This window comes from Rhizobium sp. SL42 (genome assembly GCF_021729845.1).
Lineage (GTDB): Bacteria > Pseudomonadota > Alphaproteobacteria > Rhizobiales > Rhizobiaceae > Allorhizobium.
Genome location: NZ_CP063397.1, coordinates 3060383 through 3079627, shown reverse-complemented (window position 1 = coordinate 3079627; position 19245 = coordinate 3060383). Strand labels below are relative to the sequence as shown.

General features: G+C 59.7%; 19 protein-coding genes. 13 read left to right on the top strand and 6 right to left on the bottom strand.

Annotated features, from left to right (window positions below):
• Nucleotides 1-30: 30 nt before the first annotated feature.
• The 5 genes from IM739_RS14580 to IM739_RS14560 all read left to right on the top strand — a co-directional run bounded on the left by IM739_RS14580 (nucleotide 31) and on the right by IM739_RS14560 (nucleotide 4644).
• Nucleotides 31-552, top strand: coding sequence for a dihydrofolate reductase (locus IM739_RS14580; protein WP_237368431.1), 522 nt, complete (start codon nucleotides 31-33; stop codon nucleotides 550-552).
• Nucleotides 553-706: 154 nt separating this feature from the next.
• Nucleotides 707-1810, top strand: coding sequence for an FtsH protease activity modulator HflK (gene hflK / locus IM739_RS14575; RefSeq protein ID WP_237368430.1), 1104 nt, complete (start codon nucleotides 707-709; stop codon nucleotides 1808-1810).
• Between the two features lies 1 nt (nucleotide 1811).
• The gene (hflC, locus tag IM739_RS14570) at nucleotides 1812-2738 is read left to right on the top strand and encodes a protease modulator HflC (protein WP_237368429.1); all 927 of its coding nucleotides are present in this window, start codon (nucleotides 1812-1814) and stop codon (nucleotides 2736-2738) included.
• Nucleotides 2739-2744: 6 nt separating this feature from the next.
• Nucleotides 2745-2930: a DUF2065 domain-containing protein gene (locus IM739_RS14565; RefSeq protein ID WP_007598994.1), complete on the top strand. Its 186-nt coding sequence runs from the start codon at nucleotides 2745-2747 to the stop codon at nucleotides 2928-2930.
• 112 nt (nucleotides 2931-3042) lie between these two features.
• A complete protein-coding gene (locus IM739_RS14560; protein ID WP_237368428.1) occupies nucleotides 3043-4644 on the top strand; it encodes a Do family serine endopeptidase in 1602 nt (533 codons plus the stop codon).
• A gap of 4 nt (nucleotides 4645-4648) precedes the next feature.
• Here the strand turns inward: IM739_RS14560 and IM739_RS14555 are convergent, their stop codons facing one another.
• The 3 genes from IM739_RS14555 to serB all read right to left on the bottom strand — a co-directional run bounded on the left by IM739_RS14555 (nucleotide 4649) and on the right by serB (nucleotide 8580).
• Nucleotides 4649-6994, bottom strand: a complete 2346-nt coding sequence (locus IM739_RS14555) for a putative bifunctional diguanylate cyclase/phosphodiesterase (protein WP_237368427.1) — start codon at nucleotides 6992-6994, stop codon at nucleotides 4649-4651.
• A 124-nt stretch (nucleotides 6995-7118) separates the two neighbouring features.
• A complete protein-coding gene (locus tag IM739_RS14550) occupies nucleotides 7119-7673 on the bottom strand; it encodes a GNAT family N-acetyltransferase (protein WP_237368426.1) in 555 nt (184 codons plus the stop codon).
• Nucleotides 7674-7689: 16 nt separating this feature from the next.
• Nucleotides 7690-8580 carry a phosphoserine phosphatase SerB gene (gene serB / locus IM739_RS14545; protein WP_237368425.1) on the bottom strand — a complete coding sequence of 297 codons (891 nt, stop codon included), beginning with the start codon at nucleotides 8578-8580 and terminating at the stop codon, nucleotides 7690-7692.
• Here serB and miaA point away from each other — a divergent pair.
• Nucleotides 8579-9493 (top strand): tRNA (adenosine(37)-N6)-dimethylallyltransferase MiaA, encoded by a 915-nt coding sequence (miaA, locus tag IM739_RS14540; RefSeq protein WP_237368424.1) that lies wholly within the window; start codon nucleotides 8579-8581, stop codon nucleotides 9491-9493. The two genes, serB and miaA, sit on opposite strands and share 2 nt — an antisense overlap.
• Nucleotides 9494-9524: 31 nt before the next feature.
• Here the strand turns inward: miaA and IM739_RS14535 are convergent, their stop codons facing one another.
• Nucleotides 9525-11630, bottom strand: a complete 2106-nt coding sequence (locus tag IM739_RS14535) for an ATP-binding protein (RefSeq protein ID WP_237368423.1) — start codon at nucleotides 11628-11630, stop codon at nucleotides 9525-9527.
• 341 nt (nucleotides 11631-11971) lie between these two features.
• Between IM739_RS14535 and IM739_RS14530 the strand changes: the two genes are divergently transcribed.
• Nucleotides 11972-13750: an acetolactate synthase 3 large subunit gene (locus tag IM739_RS14530; protein WP_237368422.1), complete on the top strand. Its 1779-nt coding sequence runs from the start codon at nucleotides 11972-11974 to the stop codon at nucleotides 13748-13750.
• Nucleotides 13751-13767: 17 nt separating this feature from the next.
• Nucleotides 13768-14340, top strand: coding sequence for an acetolactate synthase small subunit (gene ilvN / locus IM739_RS14525; RefSeq protein WP_237368421.1), 573 nt, complete (start codon nucleotides 13768-13770; stop codon nucleotides 14338-14340).
• 71 nt (nucleotides 14341-14411) lie between these two features.
• On the opposite strand, the gene IM739_RS24105 is transcribed toward ilvN, so the two are convergent.
• Together IM739_RS24105 and IM739_RS14515 are read right to left on the bottom strand one after the other, a co-directional pair.
• A complete protein-coding gene (locus IM739_RS24105; protein ID WP_336886386.1) occupies nucleotides 14412-14906 on the bottom strand; it encodes a metalloregulator ArsR/SmtB family transcription factor in 495 nt (164 codons plus the stop codon).
• 125 nt (nucleotides 14907-15031) lie between these two features.
• On the bottom strand, nucleotides 15032-15877 hold the full coding sequence (locus IM739_RS14515; RefSeq protein WP_237368420.1) for an aldo/keto reductase: 846 nt from the start codon (nucleotides 15875-15877) through the stop codon (nucleotides 15032-15034).
• 157 nt (nucleotides 15878-16034) lie between these two features.
• On the opposite strand from IM739_RS14515, the gene IM739_RS14510 reads away from it, so the two are divergent.
• From IM739_RS14510 to IM739_RS14490, 5 genes are all read left to right on the top strand, one after another.
• Nucleotides 16035-16634, top strand: a complete 600-nt coding sequence (locus IM739_RS14510; protein WP_237368419.1) for a LysE family translocator — start codon at nucleotides 16035-16037, stop codon at nucleotides 16632-16634.
• A 41-nt stretch (nucleotides 16635-16675) separates the two neighbouring features.
• A complete protein-coding gene (locus tag IM739_RS14505) occupies nucleotides 16676-17467 on the top strand; it encodes a bestrophin-like domain (RefSeq protein WP_237368418.1) in 792 nt (263 codons plus the stop codon).
• A gap of 81 nt (nucleotides 17468-17548) precedes the next feature.
• The gene (gene nthA / locus IM739_RS14500; protein ID WP_237368417.1) at nucleotides 17549-18208 is read left to right on the top strand and encodes a nitrile hydratase subunit alpha; all 660 of its coding nucleotides are present in this window, start codon (nucleotides 17549-17551) and stop codon (nucleotides 18206-18208) included.
• Nucleotides 18205-18864, top strand: coding sequence for a nitrile hydratase subunit beta (nthB, locus tag IM739_RS14495; protein WP_237368416.1), 660 nt, complete (start codon nucleotides 18205-18207; stop codon nucleotides 18862-18864). The genes nthA and nthB overlap by 4 nt, the downstream gene beginning before the upstream one ends.
• Nucleotides 18851-19225 carry a nitrile hydratase accessory protein gene (locus tag IM739_RS14490; protein ID WP_237368415.1) on the top strand — a complete coding sequence of 125 codons (375 nt, stop codon included), beginning with the start codon at nucleotides 18851-18853 and terminating at the stop codon, nucleotides 19223-19225. The genes nthB and IM739_RS14490 overlap by 14 nt, the downstream gene beginning before the upstream one ends.
• The last annotated feature ends 20 nt before the right edge of the window (nucleotides 19226-19245 follow it).

Sequence of the window (19245 nt, the reverse complement as noted above, 5' to 3'; positions counted from 1 at the left end):
CCGCGCACAAGCCGAGCAAGGGGTTTGGCTATGGCCAGCATTGATATCGTCATCATCGTGGCCGTGTCCCGCAATGGCGTGATTGGTCGCGATGGCGACATGCCGTGGAAGCTCTCGACCGATCTCAAGCGGTTCAAGGCTCTCAGCATGGGCAAGCCGTTGATCATGGGGCGCAAGACGTTTGAGTCCGTCGGCTCAAAGCCCTTGCCCGGGCGCCCACACGTGATCGTCAGCCGCAACAGCCGTATCGAGATGGAGGGCGTCGAGACGGTTCCCAGCCTCGATGCCGCTCTTGCAAGAGGGCGGGCACTCGCGGCGGCTGCAGGCGTGAATGAGGTTTGTGTCGTCGGCGGCGGCGAGATCTATCGTCAGGCGCTGCCCTATGCCGACATGCTTTATGTCACCCATGTCGAGACGGAGATCGACGGCGATACGCATTTTCCCGAAATCGACCCGGCCGAGTTCGAACGTGTCGATGAAACCGTCGTTCCGGCCGGCGAAAAGGACAATTACGCGACCCGCTACGCGATATACCGTCGCAGGCGGGCCTGATAACGTAATATTTCCCCTGTCTTTGAAAGAAGTTGACCGGTTTGCGTTGAAAGCCAGCAGGCTGATACCTATAACCATGGCAGTCATTTGCGCGCTTGCCTTCCGGGGTGTCCGCGAGGGGCTTGGGAGCGATTTTACAACAAAAGAGGTATGAATGCCCTGGAGCAATCAGAACGGCGGCGGCGGCGGTCCATGGGGCGGCGGCGGCGGCGGAAATAATCAGGGCCCCTGGGGGCAGGGGCCGAACCGGCCACGTGGTGGCGGTGGCGGCAACAACACGCCCCCCGATCTGGAGGATTTGATCCGTCGTGGACAGGATCGTCTGAAAAACGTGGTCCCGGGTGGGTTCAACGGCGGCGTGGTGGCTATCCTTGCCCTCGTCCTCGTAGCCTTCTGGCTGATCCAGGCTGTCTATACCGTCCAGCCGGACGAACGCGGCGTCGAGCTGCGCTTCGGCAAGCCGACGGAAGACATCTCCATGCCCGGCCTGCACTTCCATTTCTGGCCGTTTGAAACGGTGGAAATCGTCAAGGTCACCGAACAGCAGCAGAATATCGGCGGTCGCGCGAATTCGAGCAATTCGAGCGCTGGCCTGATGCTGACGGGCGACCAGAACATCGTCAACGTTCAGTTCTCGGTTTTGTTCACGGTTTCGGACCCGAAGGCCTATCTCTTCAATCTCGAAAACCCGGCGCAGACATTGCAGCAGGTGGCAGAGAGCGCGATGCGTGAAGTTGTTGGCCGTCGCCCTGCGCAGGACATTTTCCGCGATGCGCGTCAGGACATCGCGGCTGGCGTGAAGGCGATCATCCAGGGCACCATGGATGCCTATGGAGCCGGTATCTCCATCAATGCCGTGGCGATCGAAGATGCGGCTCCGCCGCGCGAGGTTGCTGACGCATTTGACGAGGTGCAACGCGCCGAGCAGGATGAAGATCGTTTCGTCGAAGAAGCCAACAAGTATTCCAATACCCAGCTCGGCCAGGCGCGAGGCCAGGCTGCGCAGATCCGCGAAGAGGCGGCAGCCTACAAGGACCGTGTCGTCAAGGAAGCGGACGGTGAGGCCAAGCGCTTCGTCTCGATCTATGACGAGTACAGCAAGGCGCCTGACGTTACCCGCCAGCGCATCTATCTGGAAACCATGGAGCAGGTTCTGAAGAATTCCAACAAGGTCATCATCGACGAGAAGCAGGGTGTGGTTCCCTACCTGCCGCTGAACGAAATCACGCGGCCGGCGCAGACCCAGGGAGGCAACTAAGATGTCCAATCGTTTGGCTGCAATCCTGATCGGTCTGGCCGTATTGCTGGTGCTGATCTATTCGTCCGTCTTCGTCGTCAACGAACGCCAGCAGGCGGTGGTTGTCCGCTTCGGTCAGATCCAGAACGTCTACAGCGAGCCTGGCTTGTACTTCAAGCTGCCGTTCGCCTTTGCCGATGCCGACAGGGTCCAGTATGTCGAAGACCAGGCGCTGCGTTTCGACCTCGACAATATCCGTGTCCAGGTTTCGGGCGGCAAGTTCTACGAAGTCGATGCCTTCGTGGTCTACAACATCACCGATCCTCGTCGTTTCCGTGAAACCGTGTCCGGTGACCGGGAATCTGCCGAAGCGCGCCTTCGGACGCGTCTCGATGCATCGCTGCGCCGTGTCTATGGTCAGCGCAGCTTCGAGGCGGCCCTGTCGGATGAGCGCTCTTCGATGATGCAGGAAATCCGCAGCGACCTGAAGGCGGACGCGGAAACGCTCGGCATCACGATTTCCGATGTCCGCATCCGTCGCACGGACCTGACGCAGGAAGTGTCGCAGCAGACCTTCGACCGCATGAAGGCCGAGCGTCTTGCCGAGGCCGAACTGATCCGCGCCCGCGGTAATGAAGAAGGCCAGCGCCGCCGCGCGATCGCCGACCGTCAGGTTGTCGAATTGCAGGCGGAAGCGCAGCGCGATTCGGAAATCCTTCGCGGTGAGGGCGATGCCGAGCGCAACCGGTTGTTCGCTGAGGCCTTCTCGCGTGACCCGGCCTTCTTCGAGTTCTATCGGTCGATGCGAGCCTACACGGCGTCGCTGAGCGACAAGAGCACGACCATGGTTCTGTCGCCGGATTCCGATTTCTTCCGCTTCTTCAACAGCGGCGTGGGAACCGGCCAGACACCAGGTACGCCAGCGGTTCCGGCTCCTGCCGGAAACTAAACTGCCATGGCAGACCTTTTGACAGGTATTGCCTTGTTTCTGATAATCGAGGGGCTGGTCTACGCACTGGCCCCTCGTTTTATTGTGCGCATGGCACAGTTGCTGCCAGGCATTCCCGAGGAACATCTGCGTCTCTCGGGACTTGTCGCAATCATTTTCGGCGTCGGCATCGTGTGGTTTTTGCGCGGTTGACAAGATCTGGTCGCAAGTCTGCGCTAGGGGATTTCCGGCAAATGTGATTTCCCCTTCTGCCAATCCGCCTTATGTTCCGATAGCAGGACTGAAACCGACAATGAGGAAGCCCATGACCACGAACGCCCGCACTTTGCGAACGATCCTGCCGGCCTTCCTGATTGGCAGCGCTGTAGCACTTGGAACCGTCTGTGCGCCGCAGCAGAGTTTCGCGCAGGGACCGGAATCGGTCGCCGATCTCGCCAGCGGGCTGCTCGGCGCTGTGGTCAATATCTCGACTTCGCAAAGCGTCAAGGAAGAGGGCAACGGACCATTGCCGCAGGTGCCGGAAGGCTCGCCCTTCCAGGAGCTATTCGAGGATTTCTACAAGAACCGTGAAGGCGGCGACAGCAACAGCAAGGTCAATTCGCTGGGGTCGGGCTTCGTCATCGATCCGACCGGTTTTATCGTCACCAACAACCATGTCATCGAGAATGCCGATGATATCGAGGTCATCTTTTCCGACGGCTCCAAGCTCAAGGCCAAGCTGATCGGCACCGACACCAAGACAGACCTGTCGCTGCTCAAGGTGGAACCACCGCAGCCGCTGACCTCCGTCAAGTTCGGCGATTCCCGCAAGATGCGGATCGGTGACTGGGTCATGGCGATCGGCAATCCGTTCGGTCTCGGCGGATCGGTCACTGTCGGCATCATTTCGGCGAGCGGCCGCAATATCAATGCCGGGCCATACGACAATTTCATCCAGACCGATGCTGCAATCAACAAGGGCAACTCCGGTGGTCCGCTGTTCAACATGGACGGCGAGGTGATCGGCATCAATACGGCGATCATTTCGCCCAGTGGCGGCTCGATCGGGATCGGGTTTGCCGTGCCGACGGAGCTTGCCGCCAATATCGTCAGCCAGTTGAAGGAGTTCGGCGAAACCCGTCGCGGTTGGCTCGGCGTGCGCATCCAGCCGGTTTCCGACGAGGTGGCCGAAAGTCTGAAGATCGGTCGGGCACGCGGCGCGATGATCAGCGGCATCGTCGAGGGCGGCCCGGTTGAAAAAGGGCCGATCGCAGTCGGTGACATCATCGTCAAATTCGATGGCAAGGTGATCAGCGAGACCAGGGATTTGACCCGGATCGTGGCAGAAAGCGCGATCGGCACGCCGCTCGATGTCGTCATCCTCAGGGACGGCAAGGAGCAGAGTGTCAAGGTCACGCTCGGGCGGCTGGAAGATGACGAAGTTGCCAGCAACGAAACCGAAGACGGACAACAGAGCGTCGCGCCGGAGGACGAGGATCAGGCGATGCCAGAGGACGAGACGCCCGATGGCGAAAACCAGTCCCCCGACAGCCAGACGCCGGATGACGGGCAATCCGCAGAGCAGGACCAGACGGCGCCTGCCGAGCAGAAATCGGCGGCACCTGTGACCGAAGGCCTGATCGGAGTGGAGATCGCAGTGCTGGATGACGCAGCCCGCAAGTCCTATGGAATTGCCGAGAGCGTCGAGGGTGTGGTGATCACACGAATCCTGCCCGGTTCCAAGGCCGAGGAAAAGGGCCTCAAGGCCGGCGACGTCATTGTCGAGGTGGCGCAGGAGTTCATGAAGACCCCGCAGCAGGTGGCCGAGAAATTGACCAGCATCAAGGGTGAGGGACGGCGCAGCGGGTATCTGATGATTGCTGACAAGGAAGGCAATCTGCGGCTCGTTGCAGTCCCGCTCGAATAGCCGATCAGGCGGAGAGACGCAGCGGCGCGCTGCTTTCAGCGGCGAGATAGGCTTCGAACTGCTCGATCGGCATCGGTCGACTGACAAGATAGCCCTGTATTTCGCCGCAGCCGAACTGCTTCAAGAGGTCGAGCTGACCTGTCGCCTCGATCCCTTCGGCGGCAATAGACATACGCAGTTCCTTTGCCAGATTGATGATCGAGCTGACGATAGCGCGGCTGTCGGCGTTGGTTTCGAGGTCGGAGATGAAGGACTGGTCGATCTTCAATTTGTCGAAGTGATAGTGGCGTAGGTAGCTCAGCGACGAAAAGCCGGTGCCGAAATCATCCAGCGCGATACGCAGGCCAAGCCTGCTCAACGCCTGAAGTGTCTCCCCAACGCCGGGCGTGGAGTTCATGAGCAGGCTCTCGGTGAGTTCGAGTTCGAGCCGCGCTGCCGTCATGGAATTCTGCTGCAGCGCGTTTTCAATCATCGGCAGCAATCCAGGGCTGATAAACTGGCGCGGTGACAGGTTGACCGCGACGCGAATATGCGCCGGCCAATCGGCCGCAAGCTTGCAGGCCTGGTTGACCACCCAGGCACCGATGCCTGTGATAAGGCCTGTCTCTTCGGCGATCGGCACGAATTCCGCGGGACTGATTGACCCCAATGTTGGATGATTCCACCGCAACAGAGCCTCGGCGCAGACCACCTTTCCGCTCTCCGCGCTGATCAAGGGCTGGAAGTTCAGGGAGAGGGTGTCGTTGGTCAGCGCCATGCGAAGTTCGTGTTCGATCTGATTGCGGCGGCGTGCCGAAGCATCGAGGGACGTGTCGAAGAAGTGGAAGCGATTGCGGCCATCGACTTTTGCCCGGTAGAGCGCAAGGTCAGCATTGCGCAGCAATTGGTCGGCCTCGGTGCCATCGATCGGCGCGCAGGCAATACCAATGCTGACTCCGACCTGGACCGTGCCGGATTTCAGGGAGAAGGGTCGCTGCAGTCTTTCAATGATGCGTGTAGCGAGGATGCCGGAGCATTGGGGGCCTTCCGCTGACATGTGCAGAATGGCGAACTCGTCTCCGCCCAGACGTGCCAGAGTGTCGGTCTCGTCGCAGAGCGTATTCAGTACCCGAGCGACCTCCCGGAGCAATTCGTCACCGACGCCATGGCCGTGCGTGTCGTTGACCTGCTTGAAGCGGTCGAGGTCCAGCAGCAAGACCGAGAAAGGATCTGCGAAGCGCTCGTGACGTGCAATGGCGCGTGTGAGATCTTCGTTCAGCAAGGTGCGATTGCCGACATCAGTCAGCGGATCATGGCGTGCCATGTGTTCGATCCGCAGCCGGGCTTCACGACTGGCGGTTACATCGCGGCCGACGCCACGGTAGCCTGTGAATGTGCCGGAAGCGTCAATGATGGCCTTGGCTGTCAGCGACCATATCGCCAGTTCTCCGGCCTGTTCCACACAGATGTCGGCGTCACGAAACGATTGCTTCTGGCACATGCGACGGTGATAGTCTTCCCGTGTCTCTGTCCCGTCGATCGGCTTGCTGCCGATCCGGGCGAAGGGCAGCGCATCGATGATCGGCTTGCCGAGAATGAATGTGTCGGGCACCTGCAACTGTTCGCAAAAGCGCGGCGAGGCGTGATCGATCCGCATGTCCGCATCTGTGCCCCAAAGCCAGTCTGCGGCGTTTTCCTCAAAATCGTTGAGAAGAAGATTGATCACATCGCGCTGTTCCAGGGCTGCCAACTTTGCCTGCACGCGCTCGGTGATGCTTTTGCAAAGTGCCAGAGACGCGCGGACAATGATGGCGACATAGATCAGGAAAAGTGCGAAGAGATAGAGGCCGATCACATCCGGTGTCAGCAGCAAGGATATCGCGACACCCATTCCCATTATGCCGCAGAACGCTATGGCCGCAGCGGGCACGGTGGCGAGGGCAAATCCGGCACCGGCTGTCATGCCGACCGTCAGTGCAATAAGGACCTGTTTCTGGCTGCCGGTAGCGTCGGCGAAGCCGATAATGTCGATCGTCGCCCAGAGGAAGCTCAGCAATGCGCCGTAAATCACCGCATTGCGCGTGCCGCGAATGCTGGCATATTTGCGGACCGCCTTGCCGCGCCCGCGCCACCAACCGAAGCTGGTGTGAAGGGCGATCGCTATCAGCAGTCCACATACGATGTTGACCAGCAAGGCGGACGGATGGTTGGCGAAGACGATGATGGTCAAAACGGCGTTGCCGAAGTTGGCTGCCATCATCCAGGGCGTGTTGTTCCAGACCGTGGCCAGCCGGACGGCCCGAATTCTATTGATTTCTTCCTCGCTGCTGCCCGTTTCCCCAAGGCGGAGGAAAGTGTCGGCCAGCGTCAAGATTTTTGCAAATAGTCGGGATCGCGATCGGTTGTGCATGCAACTTGATATATGCGAAACAACTTAATCTTGAATAAATCGCAAATGTCAGATTGTCATCTTTGATGATTTTGTGCCGCCGTGCCTATTCAGGGGCTGTCTGTGGTGTTTTGCGATACAGCACATGCCGTTTCAGCCCCGGATGCGTGTCCGGTATGCGCGGATGATCGAATGCGCCATTTTCGACAGCCGACATGCCGATTCGCTGCATGACGGCAATGGAGCGGGTATTTGCTTCGACCGCGAAGGAAAAGATTTCGTGCAAGCCCTTGTTGTCGAATCCAAAATGGCAAAGCGCTCTTGCCGCTTCGGTTACGTAGCCATTGCCCCAGAAACGGGTGGCGAGCCGCCAGCCGATCTCGATTGCATCGTCAGGCAGGATATCGGGCAGACCCGCAGGAGACAGGCCGCAAAACCCCATGGCCTCGTCCGTTACCTTGTCAGCCACGGCGTAGAAGCCAAGACCGGTATCGGCAATCATCGACGTGACTTTGTCCATCAGCGCGTCGGCGTCTTCGCGGCTACGCCGGAACGGAAAAAACTCCATCACCTTTGGATCGCGGTTGATCTCTCGGAACAGATCGCGATCGGTTTCGCGCCAGTTGCGCAGATAAAGCCTTGTGGTTTCAAGGACGATCATGGCTCTCCCTGCCGGATCAGACCGTAACGAAGTCCGTCTTTCTGTAACCCTGTAAATAGAGCAGGGCGGTCAGGTCCGCGTGGTCGATGCGGATTTTCGCCTGGGCTGCGACCGTCGGCTTGGCATGCAGGGCGACGCCGGAACCGGCGATGCCAAGCATGCCTAGATCATTGGCACCATCGCCGACGGCAAGCGTGTCTTCCGGTCGGAGGCCGAGCCTGTTAGCGATTTCGAGCAGCGAATCAACCTTGGCCTGTTTGCCGAGGATAGGCTCAGCGACCTCGCCGGTCAGCAGTCCGCCGCTTTCCAGCAGGATATTGGCGCGGTTTTCGTCAAATCCCAGCGTTGCGGCGATCTTCGAGGTGAAGACGGTGAAGCCACCGGAAACCAGCGCGGTGTAGTAGCCTTTCGCTTTCATCGTAGCGATCAGTTCCGGCCCGCCAGGTGTCAGCGTGATACGCTTGGCGATCACCTCGTCGACCACCGAAATTGGCAGACCCTTGAGCAGGGCAACGCGCTCGCGAAGGGCCGGCTCGAAAGCAATCTCGCCGTTCATCGCACGGGCGGTGATATCCGAGACCTTGTCTTTCAGGCCGACTTCGGCTGCCAGCTCGTCGATGCATTCCTGACTGATCATGGTCGAATCCATGTCGGCAATCAGGAACTGCTTGCGGCGGGTGTCCGCGTCCTGGACGATAACATCGATAGGCAGGTCCGCGATGGCGTCGCGCAGCCGGTTTTCGGCAATTGCCGCTTCGGTACCGTCTTTCAGAGCGATGTCGCAGGCAATGCCGTCGGCAAGCCAGTAAAGACCAGAGGCCGAAACAGAGGCGGCGGCCCGTTCTCCCAGTGCCTGGATGAGAACGGGATTTGACGGATTGGCAACAAGCGTGGCAACCAAGGCCATGATGGAAGATCCTAGACAAGACATCGACGCGATCCTGATAACCGGGCCGACCGCCAGCGGCAAGTCCGCTCTGGCGGTTGAACTGGCGCGTCGCCATGACGGTGTCGTGATCAATGCCGACAGCATGCAGGTTTACGATACTTTGCGCGTGGTGACGGCGCGACCGAGCGAGGCCGAGATGGAGGGTATTTCGCATCTGCTGTACGGCCATGTCCCCGCTTCGGCCCGCTACTCGACCGGAGACTGGCTACGCGAGGTTGGGCGTCTTCTCGAGGACCTGAAGTCCAAGGGGCGGATGCCGGTGATCATCGGCGGCACGGGGCTGTATTTCAAATCTCTCACCGGTGGACTGTCGGATATGCCGACTATCCCGGCGGCTATCCGGGATGTCTTTCGTCAGCGTGCCGTCGGCGAGGGGGCGGAGGTTCTGCATGCGGAGCTTTTCGCACGCGATCCGGTGGTGGCGGAGAAACTCCGACCGCAGGATGGGCAGAGGATCGTCAGGGCGCTCGAAGTTATTGAGGCGACCGGGCGGTCGATCTCGAGTTTTCAGGGCAAGGCGGGTCCGATGATTGTCGATCCGGCGCGAACCGAGAAGTTCGTGGTTTTGCCAGACCGGGCCGTGTTGCACGAGCGGATCAATCGTCGGTTTTCGATGATGATGGAGGAGGGCGCTATCGAGGAGGTGGAGGCCTTGCTCGCTCAGGGCCTGTCACCGGAGATGCCGGTGATGAAGGCGATCGGCGTCAGTCAGATCGCCGATATGCTGGCTGGCAGGGTCGGTCGGCAGGAAGCTGTCGAACGCGCCTCTGCGGCAACTCGGCAATATGCCAAGCGGCAAATGACCTGGTTCCGGAACCAAATGGACGAGACCTGGTTGAGGATCGATCCGGCGCAACGAAAGCCCGCCTGACCCACGTTCGCAGTGTCGATCCAGTCGCAGTTCAGTCCTTCTTGTAAAGGCTTGAAAGCGGCTTCTTCAGGATGCTCTCGCGAAGCGAGGGCCCGGATTCGCGGCGCAACGTCGATGTGCCGAAGCCTGGTGCCGTGGTTGCTGGTTCCCTGGAAAAGGCGGGAGCCGGAGCCGGTGCTTCCTGTCGATAGCGCTGGCCGTCATCGGCTGGCGGATTGCGCGGCAGCATGTCTGGTCGGTAGGGCTCTATTGCTGGTGTTTCAGCTGCCGGCAAGGTGTGGCGGAACGGCGGGGGATCGTAAGACGACGGCGCAAGCGATGGTCGCTGTTCGCGACCAGCAAAGGCCGGTGCGGGATAGTCATCGTCGCCAAAATCATCCGGGTCTTCATCATCGTAGATGCCTGCCGGATCGCCGGTGCGGCGGTTGCCCAGTATTGCGGAATCAAAGCTTTGCTGGAAGGCGGAGATATCCGGCGCGGCAATGGCGCGCATGCGGCCGATGATCGAGCGCAGATCGACGGTATCGGGCGATTCCTCGGAGCTCTTGGCTGTCGCACCGTTCGCCTTCGGCAGGTGGCTTGTTTCGACTCGGGTGAAGCGCATGCGCATCGGGACGGCGATCGCTTCGCCAAAGGCGATGGCCTCGCCGTTGCCGATCGACGAAATGAAGCTTGTCGTCGAGATCGAGCTGTCGGGAATGGCCGAGCGAATGATCTCCTGGTCGCGATCGTTCGACAGGCGCATGGCAAACAGCGTCGAACACTGCGACAGGATCGTCTGGTCGAGTTCACCGGGGCGCTGGGTGATGATGCCGAGCGAAACGCCGTATTTGCGGCCCTCTTTGGCAATGCGGGCAATGGCCTGGCGTGTCGGAATGAAGCCGAGACTCTGGTCCGCCGGCACGTAGCGGTGGGCCTCTTCGCAGACCACCAGCATATGGATCGCACCGTTCGACCAGAGCGCCAGTTCGAAGGCCATGCGGCAGAGGACAGAGGCGACCGAATTGACCACTTCGGACGGGATGCCGGCGAGCTGGAAAGTGGAGATCGGTCGATCGTCGCCCGGAATCCGGAAGATATGGGCGATGGTCTCCATGATCGTGTCGCTGATCGTGTTGCTGGAGAACATGAAGTGATAGCGCGGATCGTTGATCGCCGACATGATGCGCATTTTCAGCGCCCGCAGGAACGGTTTTTCGCCGCGCCCTTCGAGGCGGCCGATGCGCTCGTCGATCAGGGCCATCAGATCGGCAATGCGATAGGGAACCGGTGTGTCGGCCGTCATCGAACTCTTGTCCGAGGCGCGGCGCATCAGGGCCGATTCGTTGCCGCGGAAGGCGCGCTTGGCCTCCGGCATCAGATCGCGCAGGATATCCAGCTCTTCGGGGACGGGCGGGCGGCCACGGAACAGCACTTCGGCAAATTCTTCCAGCCGCATCAGCCAGAAAGGCAGGTCCAGTGTATCTGTGTCGATGACCACGGCGTGATCAGGGAAAGCTGCGGCAAACTCGTTGTGCGGATCGAGGATCAGCACACGCAGTTTCGGATCGCTTTCAATCGCCTTGCGCAAGAGAAGCGAAACCGCGGTTGATTTGCCCACACCTGTCGAGCCGACAACCGCAAAGTGTTTCGACAGCATGGATGGAACATGAATGGCGGCATCGATGGTTTCATCCTGGGTCAGCTTGCCGATGACGCAGGTGTCGCCCTGACGGGTGTCGTAGATACGCAGGAGGTCGGCTGCGCGGATGCGGTGGGCGATGGCGCCTAGATATGGGTAGCGCGAGATGCCGGTGGAGAAGACTTCCGATCCGTCGATGTCGACATGAACCTCGCCGAGAAGTTCGACTTCGATCAGGAAATAGTTGTCCTCGCCTTCGCCCCAGTTTTTCGATCCGGTTTGCATCGAATATGCAAGTGCCACCACGCGGTTCTTGCCGACGGTAATCGAGATCAGCCGGCCGACCGACCAGAGTTCGGTCAGGTCGGTTCCACCATCTTCGGCGACGGCTGCAATGGTTGCCCGGGCGCCGTTACAGGCGACGACTCGTCCGAGCATGCGATTGCCGGGCCGCATGACATCGCGGCGGTCTTGGTCTCCGGCAGCGCCAGACTTGTGAAGATCATCGTTCAACAAGATAACTCCCAGTTAGACGAGAGCCTATCCGTGAACGACTTAAGACTTCGTATAGCTGCCGCCCGCGCGATGGCTGGAGATCAGCTGCGCAATAAAAGTGCGCCAAAGGGCGTAAAAATTCATCAATGATGCGTTGACGCTCAGATCGTTTGTGGCTAACACTTCGCACCATGAAAAACTCGAACGTACTTATCGTGGTGGGACAGCGCATGGGCAGGATGGTGTAACCATCCGGCGTTAGCCACCCATGCGCTAGATGACAGGCTCCTCAAGGGGCCTTTTTTTATGCCCAAAACCGGGGTATCAGCCCTAAAATCCAGAAGGCAGATGGAAACCACAGCATGACGGGTAAAGACAACCAGATGACCGGCGCCGAAATCGTTCTGCGCGCGCTGAAAGACAATGGTGTAGAGCACATCTTCGGCTATCCCGGAGGCGCGGTGCTTCCGATTTATGACGAGATCTTCCAGCAGGACGATATCCAGCACATCCTCGTTCGCCATGAGCAGGGTGCGGGTCATGCGGCCGAAGGCTATGCACGATCGACCGGCAAGGTCGGAGTGCTGCTGGTCACTTCTGGCCCCGGCGCGACCAATGCAGTGACGCCGTTGCAGGATGCACTGATGGACAGCGTTCCGCTTGTCTGTATTTCCGGCCAGGTTCCGACTGCCCTGATCGGCTCGGACGCTTTCCAGGAATGCGACACCGTCGGCATCACCCGCCCGTGCACCAAGCACAACTGGCTGGTCAAGGACGTCAATCAGCTCGCAGGCATCATCCATGAAGCTTTCCGGATTGCCCAGTCTGGCCGCCCGGGTCCGGTTCTGGTCGATGTTCCGAAGGACATCCAGTTTGCCACGGGCACCTATACGCCGCCGGAAGCGCACAAGCCTGCCAGCAGCTATCAGCCTAAGCTGCAGGGTGACCAGCGTGCGATCCATGCTGCGGTCGAGCTGATGGCCAATGCCCGTCGCCCTATCATCTATTCCGGTGGCGGCGTGGTCAATTCCGGCCCGGAAGCCACCAAGCTGCTGCGCGAGCTGGTCGGCCTGACCGATTTTCCAATCACCTCGACCCTGATGGGTCTCGGCTGCTATCCGGCATCGGGGAAGAACTGGCTCGGCATGCTCGGCATGCACGGTTCCTATGAAGCCAACATGGCGATGCACGATTGTGACGTCATGGTCTGCATCGGCGCACGCTTTGACGACCGTATCACCGGCCGGTTGAATGCGTTTTCGCCAAACTCGAAGAAGATCCATATCGACATCGATCCTTCGTCGATCAACAAGAATGTTCGTGTCGACGTGCCGATCACCGGCGATGTCGGCAGCGTCCTGGAAGACATGGTTCGTGCCTGGCGCGCCCTGCCGAAGAAGCCGGATACGGCGCAGACGGTCGAGTGGAAGGAGAGCATCACCAAGTGGCGGGCTCGCAACTCCTTCGCCTATACGCCGTCCAAGGACGTGATCATGCCGCAATATGCGCTGCAGCGGCTGTATGAGCTGACCAAGCACCGCGACACCTACATCACCACCGAAGTCGGCCAGCACCAGATGTGGGCGGCACAGTATATTGGCTTCGAACAGCCGAACCGCTGGATGACATCGGGCGGCCTCGGCACCATGGGCTACGGCCTGCCGGCGGCGATCGGCGTTCAGGTTGCCCATCGCAACGCTTTGGTCATCGACGTTGCGGGTGACGCCTCGATCCAGATGTGCATCCAGGAGATGTCCTGCGCCATCCAGCACGAGTTGCCGGTCAAGGTGTTCATCCTGAACAACCAGTATATGGGCATGGTGCGCCAATGGCAGCAGCTGCTGCACGGCAACCGCCTGTCGAATTCTTATACGGAAGCGATGCCGGACTTCGTCAAGCTGGCGGAGGCTTATGGCGCGGTCGGACTGCGCTGCGAAAAGCCGGACGATCTGGACGACAAGATCAACGAGATGATCTCGGTCAACAAGCCGGTGATTTTCGATTGCCGGGTCGCCAACCTCGCCAATTGCTTCCCGATGATCCCGTCGGGCAAGGCGCACAACGAAATGCTGTTGCCGGACGAGGCGACCGATGAGGCCGTTGCAACCGCTATCGACGCCAAGGGCCGCCAGCTCGTTTAACCGAAGGATTGAAGATCATGAGTGCACAGCTTCAGCCGACCGGTTCGGCCTATTTCATCGCCAAGGAAACCGCAGCGGTCGAGAGCCATACGCTTTCGGTTCTGGTCGACAACGAGCCGGGCGTGCTGGCCCGGGTCATCGGCCTGTTTTCCGGCCGTGGCTACAATATCGAAAGCCTGACAGTTTCGGAAACCGAGCATGAGGCGCATCTGTCGCGCATCACCATCGTCACGCGGGGCACGCCGAACGTGCTCGAGCAGATCAAGGCGCAACTCGAACGTATCGTACCGGTTCACCGGGTGCTCGATCTGACGGTGCGGGCGCGCGAGCTTGGCCAGGAGCGCCCGATCGAGCGGGAAGTGGCGCTGGTCAAGGTGGTGTCGTCGGGCGAAATGCGGGCAGAGACCCTGCGTCTGGCCGATGCCTTCCACGCGAAGGTTGTCGATGCAACGGTCGAGCACTTCATCTTCGAAATCACTGGGAAATCGTCGAAGATCGATCAGTTCGTGGCGATCATGAAGCCGCTTGGCCTGAACGAGATCTGCCGGACCGGGATTGCCGCGATGAACCGTGGCTCGCAGGGTATGTAAGATTCGCGACATCGCGACGAATTCTTCGACGGGCGGCCTTTGGCCGCCCGTATGCATTTGAAGGCTGGGGCTCAGTCGAGGGCGGAGAGGAAATCGAGAAGGCCCATCTGCTGTGGCAGCTCCTTTTCCGGTTTGCCCGGCTTCTTTTCCATGGCCTCGATGGATGCCTTCGTGTCCTGTTTCTTGGATTTCTTCTCGCCGGAGCTTGTTGGCTTGTCGGCTGCTTTTTTCGCTGTCTTCGTGATTTCGCCGTTTTCGCGCAGGGTTACATAGTCGACAAAACCTCGTAGCGTCCGGCGCAACGGATCGGGCAAGAGGCTGTAGTGGATGAACTGGCCGCGTTTGTCGCCCTCGATCAGGCCCGCATTCTCGAGAATGGCAAGATGCTGCGAGATCGACGGTTTCGCCATGTCGAAACGCGAGGAGATTTCACCCGCAGTCAGGCTTGAGCCGGAAAGATGAACGAGGATCATGCGCCGGGGCTCCGAGGCCAGCGCATTGAAAACGCGTTGGGAGGCCCGGTCCATGATGTCGTTTGGGACATCCTTCTTCTGCTTCTTGCTCATCAGGGGTACCTGTCACGCCTTTATTGTAGAAAAAGAAGTTAGGAAATGCCCTAATTCCCTTTCCGCCTCGCGTAAAGGTGCCGGAATTGCCCGCGAAGCGCTGCGCTTTGCAAGGATGGACTTACTCACAACATTTCGAGGGGCATCTTGCGTGACGTAGGCGGGAAGGCGACATCCAGACGGTCGAAATCCTCGTCGGTGATGTCCAGTTCCACGGCATCGCGGTTTTCCTGCAAGCGGCTCAGGCTGACGGTCTTCGGGATCGGTATGACGCCCTCGCGGTCGAGAAGAAAGGCGAGGGCAATCTGGGCCGGCGTCGCCTGGTAGGCCTTGGCGATATGGACGAGCTCCGGATGCCGGAGCAAGCGCCCCTGCTCGATGGGTGAATAGGCCATGATCGGGACATGGCGCTCCTGGCACCAGGGTAGAAGATCATATTCGATGCCTCGGCGTGAGAGATTGTAGAGTACCTGGTTGACCGCGCAGTTCTTGCCGTCGGGCAGTTCGAAGAGTTCTTCCATGTCGTCGATGTCGAAGTTGGAAACGCCCCAGGACCTGATCTTGCCGGCAGCCTTCAATGTTTCGAGTGCGCCGACTGTGTCGGCAAGCGGGTGCTCGCCGCGCCAATGCAGCAGGTAGAGGTCCAGATAGTCGGTTTCGAGGTGTCGGAGGCTGCGGTTGCATGCTTCGATCGTACCGTCGAAACTGGCATTCCACGGCAGGACCTTGGAAACGAGAAAGGCTTGCTCACGTCGGTCTTTCACCGCTGCGCCGACAATCTTCTCGGATTCGCCATCCGCATACATTTCCGCCGTATCGATCAGGGTCATGCCGAGTTCGATGGCATGGCGTACGGCCGCGATTTCATCCGCCATGCGCCTTTTGTCCTCCCCCATCATCCAGGTGCCGAGACCGATGGTCGGCACGCTTGCACCGCCTGGAAGGTTGACGGTCGGGATAGGGTCGTCCATGGCGCTCTCCTCGAATTCCGGCTGCGAAGATAGCAGTGAATGCGGAGCTTGCAAGAATGGTGAGTCGCGACGGGTTCGTGTCACGGAGACAAGTGATCGGCTGGTCACGCATGTTGGGACAGCTATGCTGACCCAAAAACTGAACGGGAGGACCTCCATGTCCATCGACACATTGCTGGCGTTGATTCTTTTTGCCTTTTCGACGTCCATCACACCAGGACCGAACAATATGATGCTGTTTGCTTCGGGCGTGAATTTTGGCTTCCGGCGCACGATTCCGCATATGTTCGGGATCGGTGCCGGGTTCCTGTCGCTGCTGCTCGGGGTTGGACTTGGCCTTGGTGCGGTGCTGGCAACTGTGCCAATGGTCTATACGGGCCTGAAGATCGTCGGCGGGCTGTACCTGATCTGGATCGCCTGGAAAATCGGCACGTCGCGATCGCTGGGACAGGGTGAGGCCAAGGCCAAGGCCAGCCCAATGACTTTCCTGGGAGCGGCAGCCTTTCAGTGGGTCAATCCGAAAGCCTGGGTGATGGCTGTCACGGCCATGGCGGTTTATCCCGATCCACAGAACTATGCCCTGACGGTGGGTGTCGTCGCGCTGGTCTTTGCTGCAGTGAATGTGCCGAGTGTTTCAACCTGGGCAGGCTTCGGTTCTGCGCTCCGGGAGTGGTTGTCGGTTCCCGTGCGGCTGAAATGGTTCAATATTACCATGGCCATCTTGCTGGTTCTCAGTCTCTGGCCCATGTTGAAATAAATGTAGCCCGCCGTCGCAGGCCTTGAGAGATGCGGCACGTCATGATGGATATTGTTGGTTCCGGCCTTGTCGGCTTCGGTTTCGTTCTGGGCGCTGTCGGGCTTGTTCTGGGCAGCTATTTTCTGGCGCGCCGGCTTCTGACAAGCGGCGACGAGGGTGATCGCACGCATGACGCAGCCAGCACGGTCGCCGTTCGCGTGGCGGCGCTGCACGGGCTCATCCTGGCGCTCGTCTATGCCCAGGAACTCGACGACTACAAGGGCATCCGCACGGACCTGACCCAGGAGGCCGTGGCGATTTCCGATGTCTTCAATGATGCGGCGCGCTATGGCGGGCCGATAGTGGTTCCGGTCCAGCAACATCTGGCGCGCTATGTCGCGCTGGTCGTCGATGAGGAGTGGCAACGGCTCGCGCAGAGGCAAGGGCTGTCAGTGTCCGCCTGGGTCGAATGGGACAAGGCATACAACATCCTTCTCGACCTGGACCCGGCGAACGACCGGCAGCGTTATCTTGCCCAGCACATGCGCCAGCGCATCACCGACATTGCCGGATTTAGGCAGATGCGCGAGGCACCGACGCTTGGTACGTTTGCCGGCTTGTTCTGGGCGCCGGCATTGATTGGCCTGATCTGTGTTGCTGCACCTTTCTATGTCTATCGACCCACGCGCACGCATATTGCCCTGCTGTCGATGTTTGGCGCCTATTCCGGCGTCATCCTGTTCTTTATTTTTGCCTTTTCAAATCCATTTGCAGCACCCGGCCGGCTTGAGCCCGCACCTTTCCTGCACTTGCTGAAAGGCGATATCGGCAAGGCCTTGCCGACAGCAAAATGACAGGCACGGATCTCCCAAGTTCTTGGCAGGCCGGGAGCCGAAGCTTACAACCGTTCGTACAATCCTCTGGGAGGCCAGTCCTTGGTTCACGATCACAATCATTCCGACGATCATGATGCGCATGACGAACATCACGGTCATCACCACGACAACCAGTATTCGGACATGCAGGCGCGGGTGAAGGCGCTGGAAACCCTGCTGACCGACAAGGGATTGATTGATCCAGCGGCGATCGATGCGATTGTCGATACCTATGAAACGAAGATCGGGCCACGCAATGGCGCCAGGGTGGTGGCGAAGGCCTGGAGCGATCCTGCCTTTGCTGAATGGTTGAAAGCGGATGCGACTGCTGCCATCGCCAGTCTGGGCTTTGCCGGTCGGCAGGGTGAGCATATGCGCGCCGTGTTCAATACGCCGGAGAGCCACAACATGGTCGTCTGCACACTGTGTTCCTGTTATCCGTGGGCTGTGCTCGGACTTCCGCCGGTCTGGTACAAGGCGCCAGCCTATCGGTCGCGCGCGGTGATTGATCCGCGCGGCGTGCTGGAAGAGTTTGGCGTCACCCTTCCTGAAGGCACGAAAATCCGCGTCTGGGATTCGACGGCGGAACTGCGATACCTGGTGGTGCCTTTGCGGCCGGCCGGCACGGAAGGTTTCAGCGAAGAGCAGTTGGCCGATCTTGTCACGCGCGATGCGATGATCGGAACAGGACTGTCGCATGCGCCGGAGGATCTCAGATGAACGGCCCACACGACCTTGGAGGACAGATGGGTTTCGGCCCGATCGCGCCGGAGCGCAACGAACCCTATTTCCACGCGGAATGGGAAAAGCGCGCGCTCGGTATCACACTGTCCTGCGGTGCCTTCGGTGCCTGGACCATCGATGAAAGTCGACATGCACGCGAAAGCATTCCGCCGGCCGCGTATCTCGCAGCAAGCTACTATGAGGTGTGGATCCGCGGTGTCGACACGCTGCTGGAGCGGCATGGTTTTGCAAGTCGCCAGGAATTGCTGTCGGGGCAACATATGGGGCAGGGCGCGATACCGAAGCGAGTGCTGACGGCGGATATGGTGGCCGCTGTGCTGGCCAGGGGCGGTCCCTGTGATCGCCCTGTGCAAGCGGCCGCGAAGTTTGCCGTGGGCGACCGGGTCAGGACGAAGAATTTCCACCCGGTCGGTCACACGCGCCTGCCACGTTACGCCCGCGCGAAGACGGGTGTCGTCGAGGCCGTGCAGGGCGGGTTCGTTTTCCCGGATGACAATGCCCATCGCAACGGCGAAAATCCGCAATGGGTCTACACGGTCGTCTTCACCGCCGACGAGATCTGGGGTGAGGGTGCCGATTCTTCGTTGAGCATCTCCATCGATGCCTGGGAGAGCTATCTTGAGCACGTGTGAAATCCCGTCGCCGCTGTCACAGTCTCCGGGCCTGCCGAAATCAATTGAAGGCGATCCCGTCTTTGCCGAGCCTTGGCATGCACAGGCCTTTGCGCTGACCGTGCATTTGCATGACCGAGGACTTTTCGACTGGAGCGAATGGGCGGCCAGCCTGTCGCTAGAGGTGCACAAGGCGGGCAGGGCCCCGGACGGCTCCGACTATTTCGATGCCTGGATTGCGGCCTTGACGGCATTGCTGGACGGCAAGGGCGTGGCAGAACCTGAACAGGTTCTGGCCTTGCAGAAGAGTTGGCAGCGCGCGGCGCAAGCCACACCGCATGGCAGCCCGATCGAATTGGCAAATGACCCGCTGGTCGTCTGATGTCCACTCTTTGTTCTTGT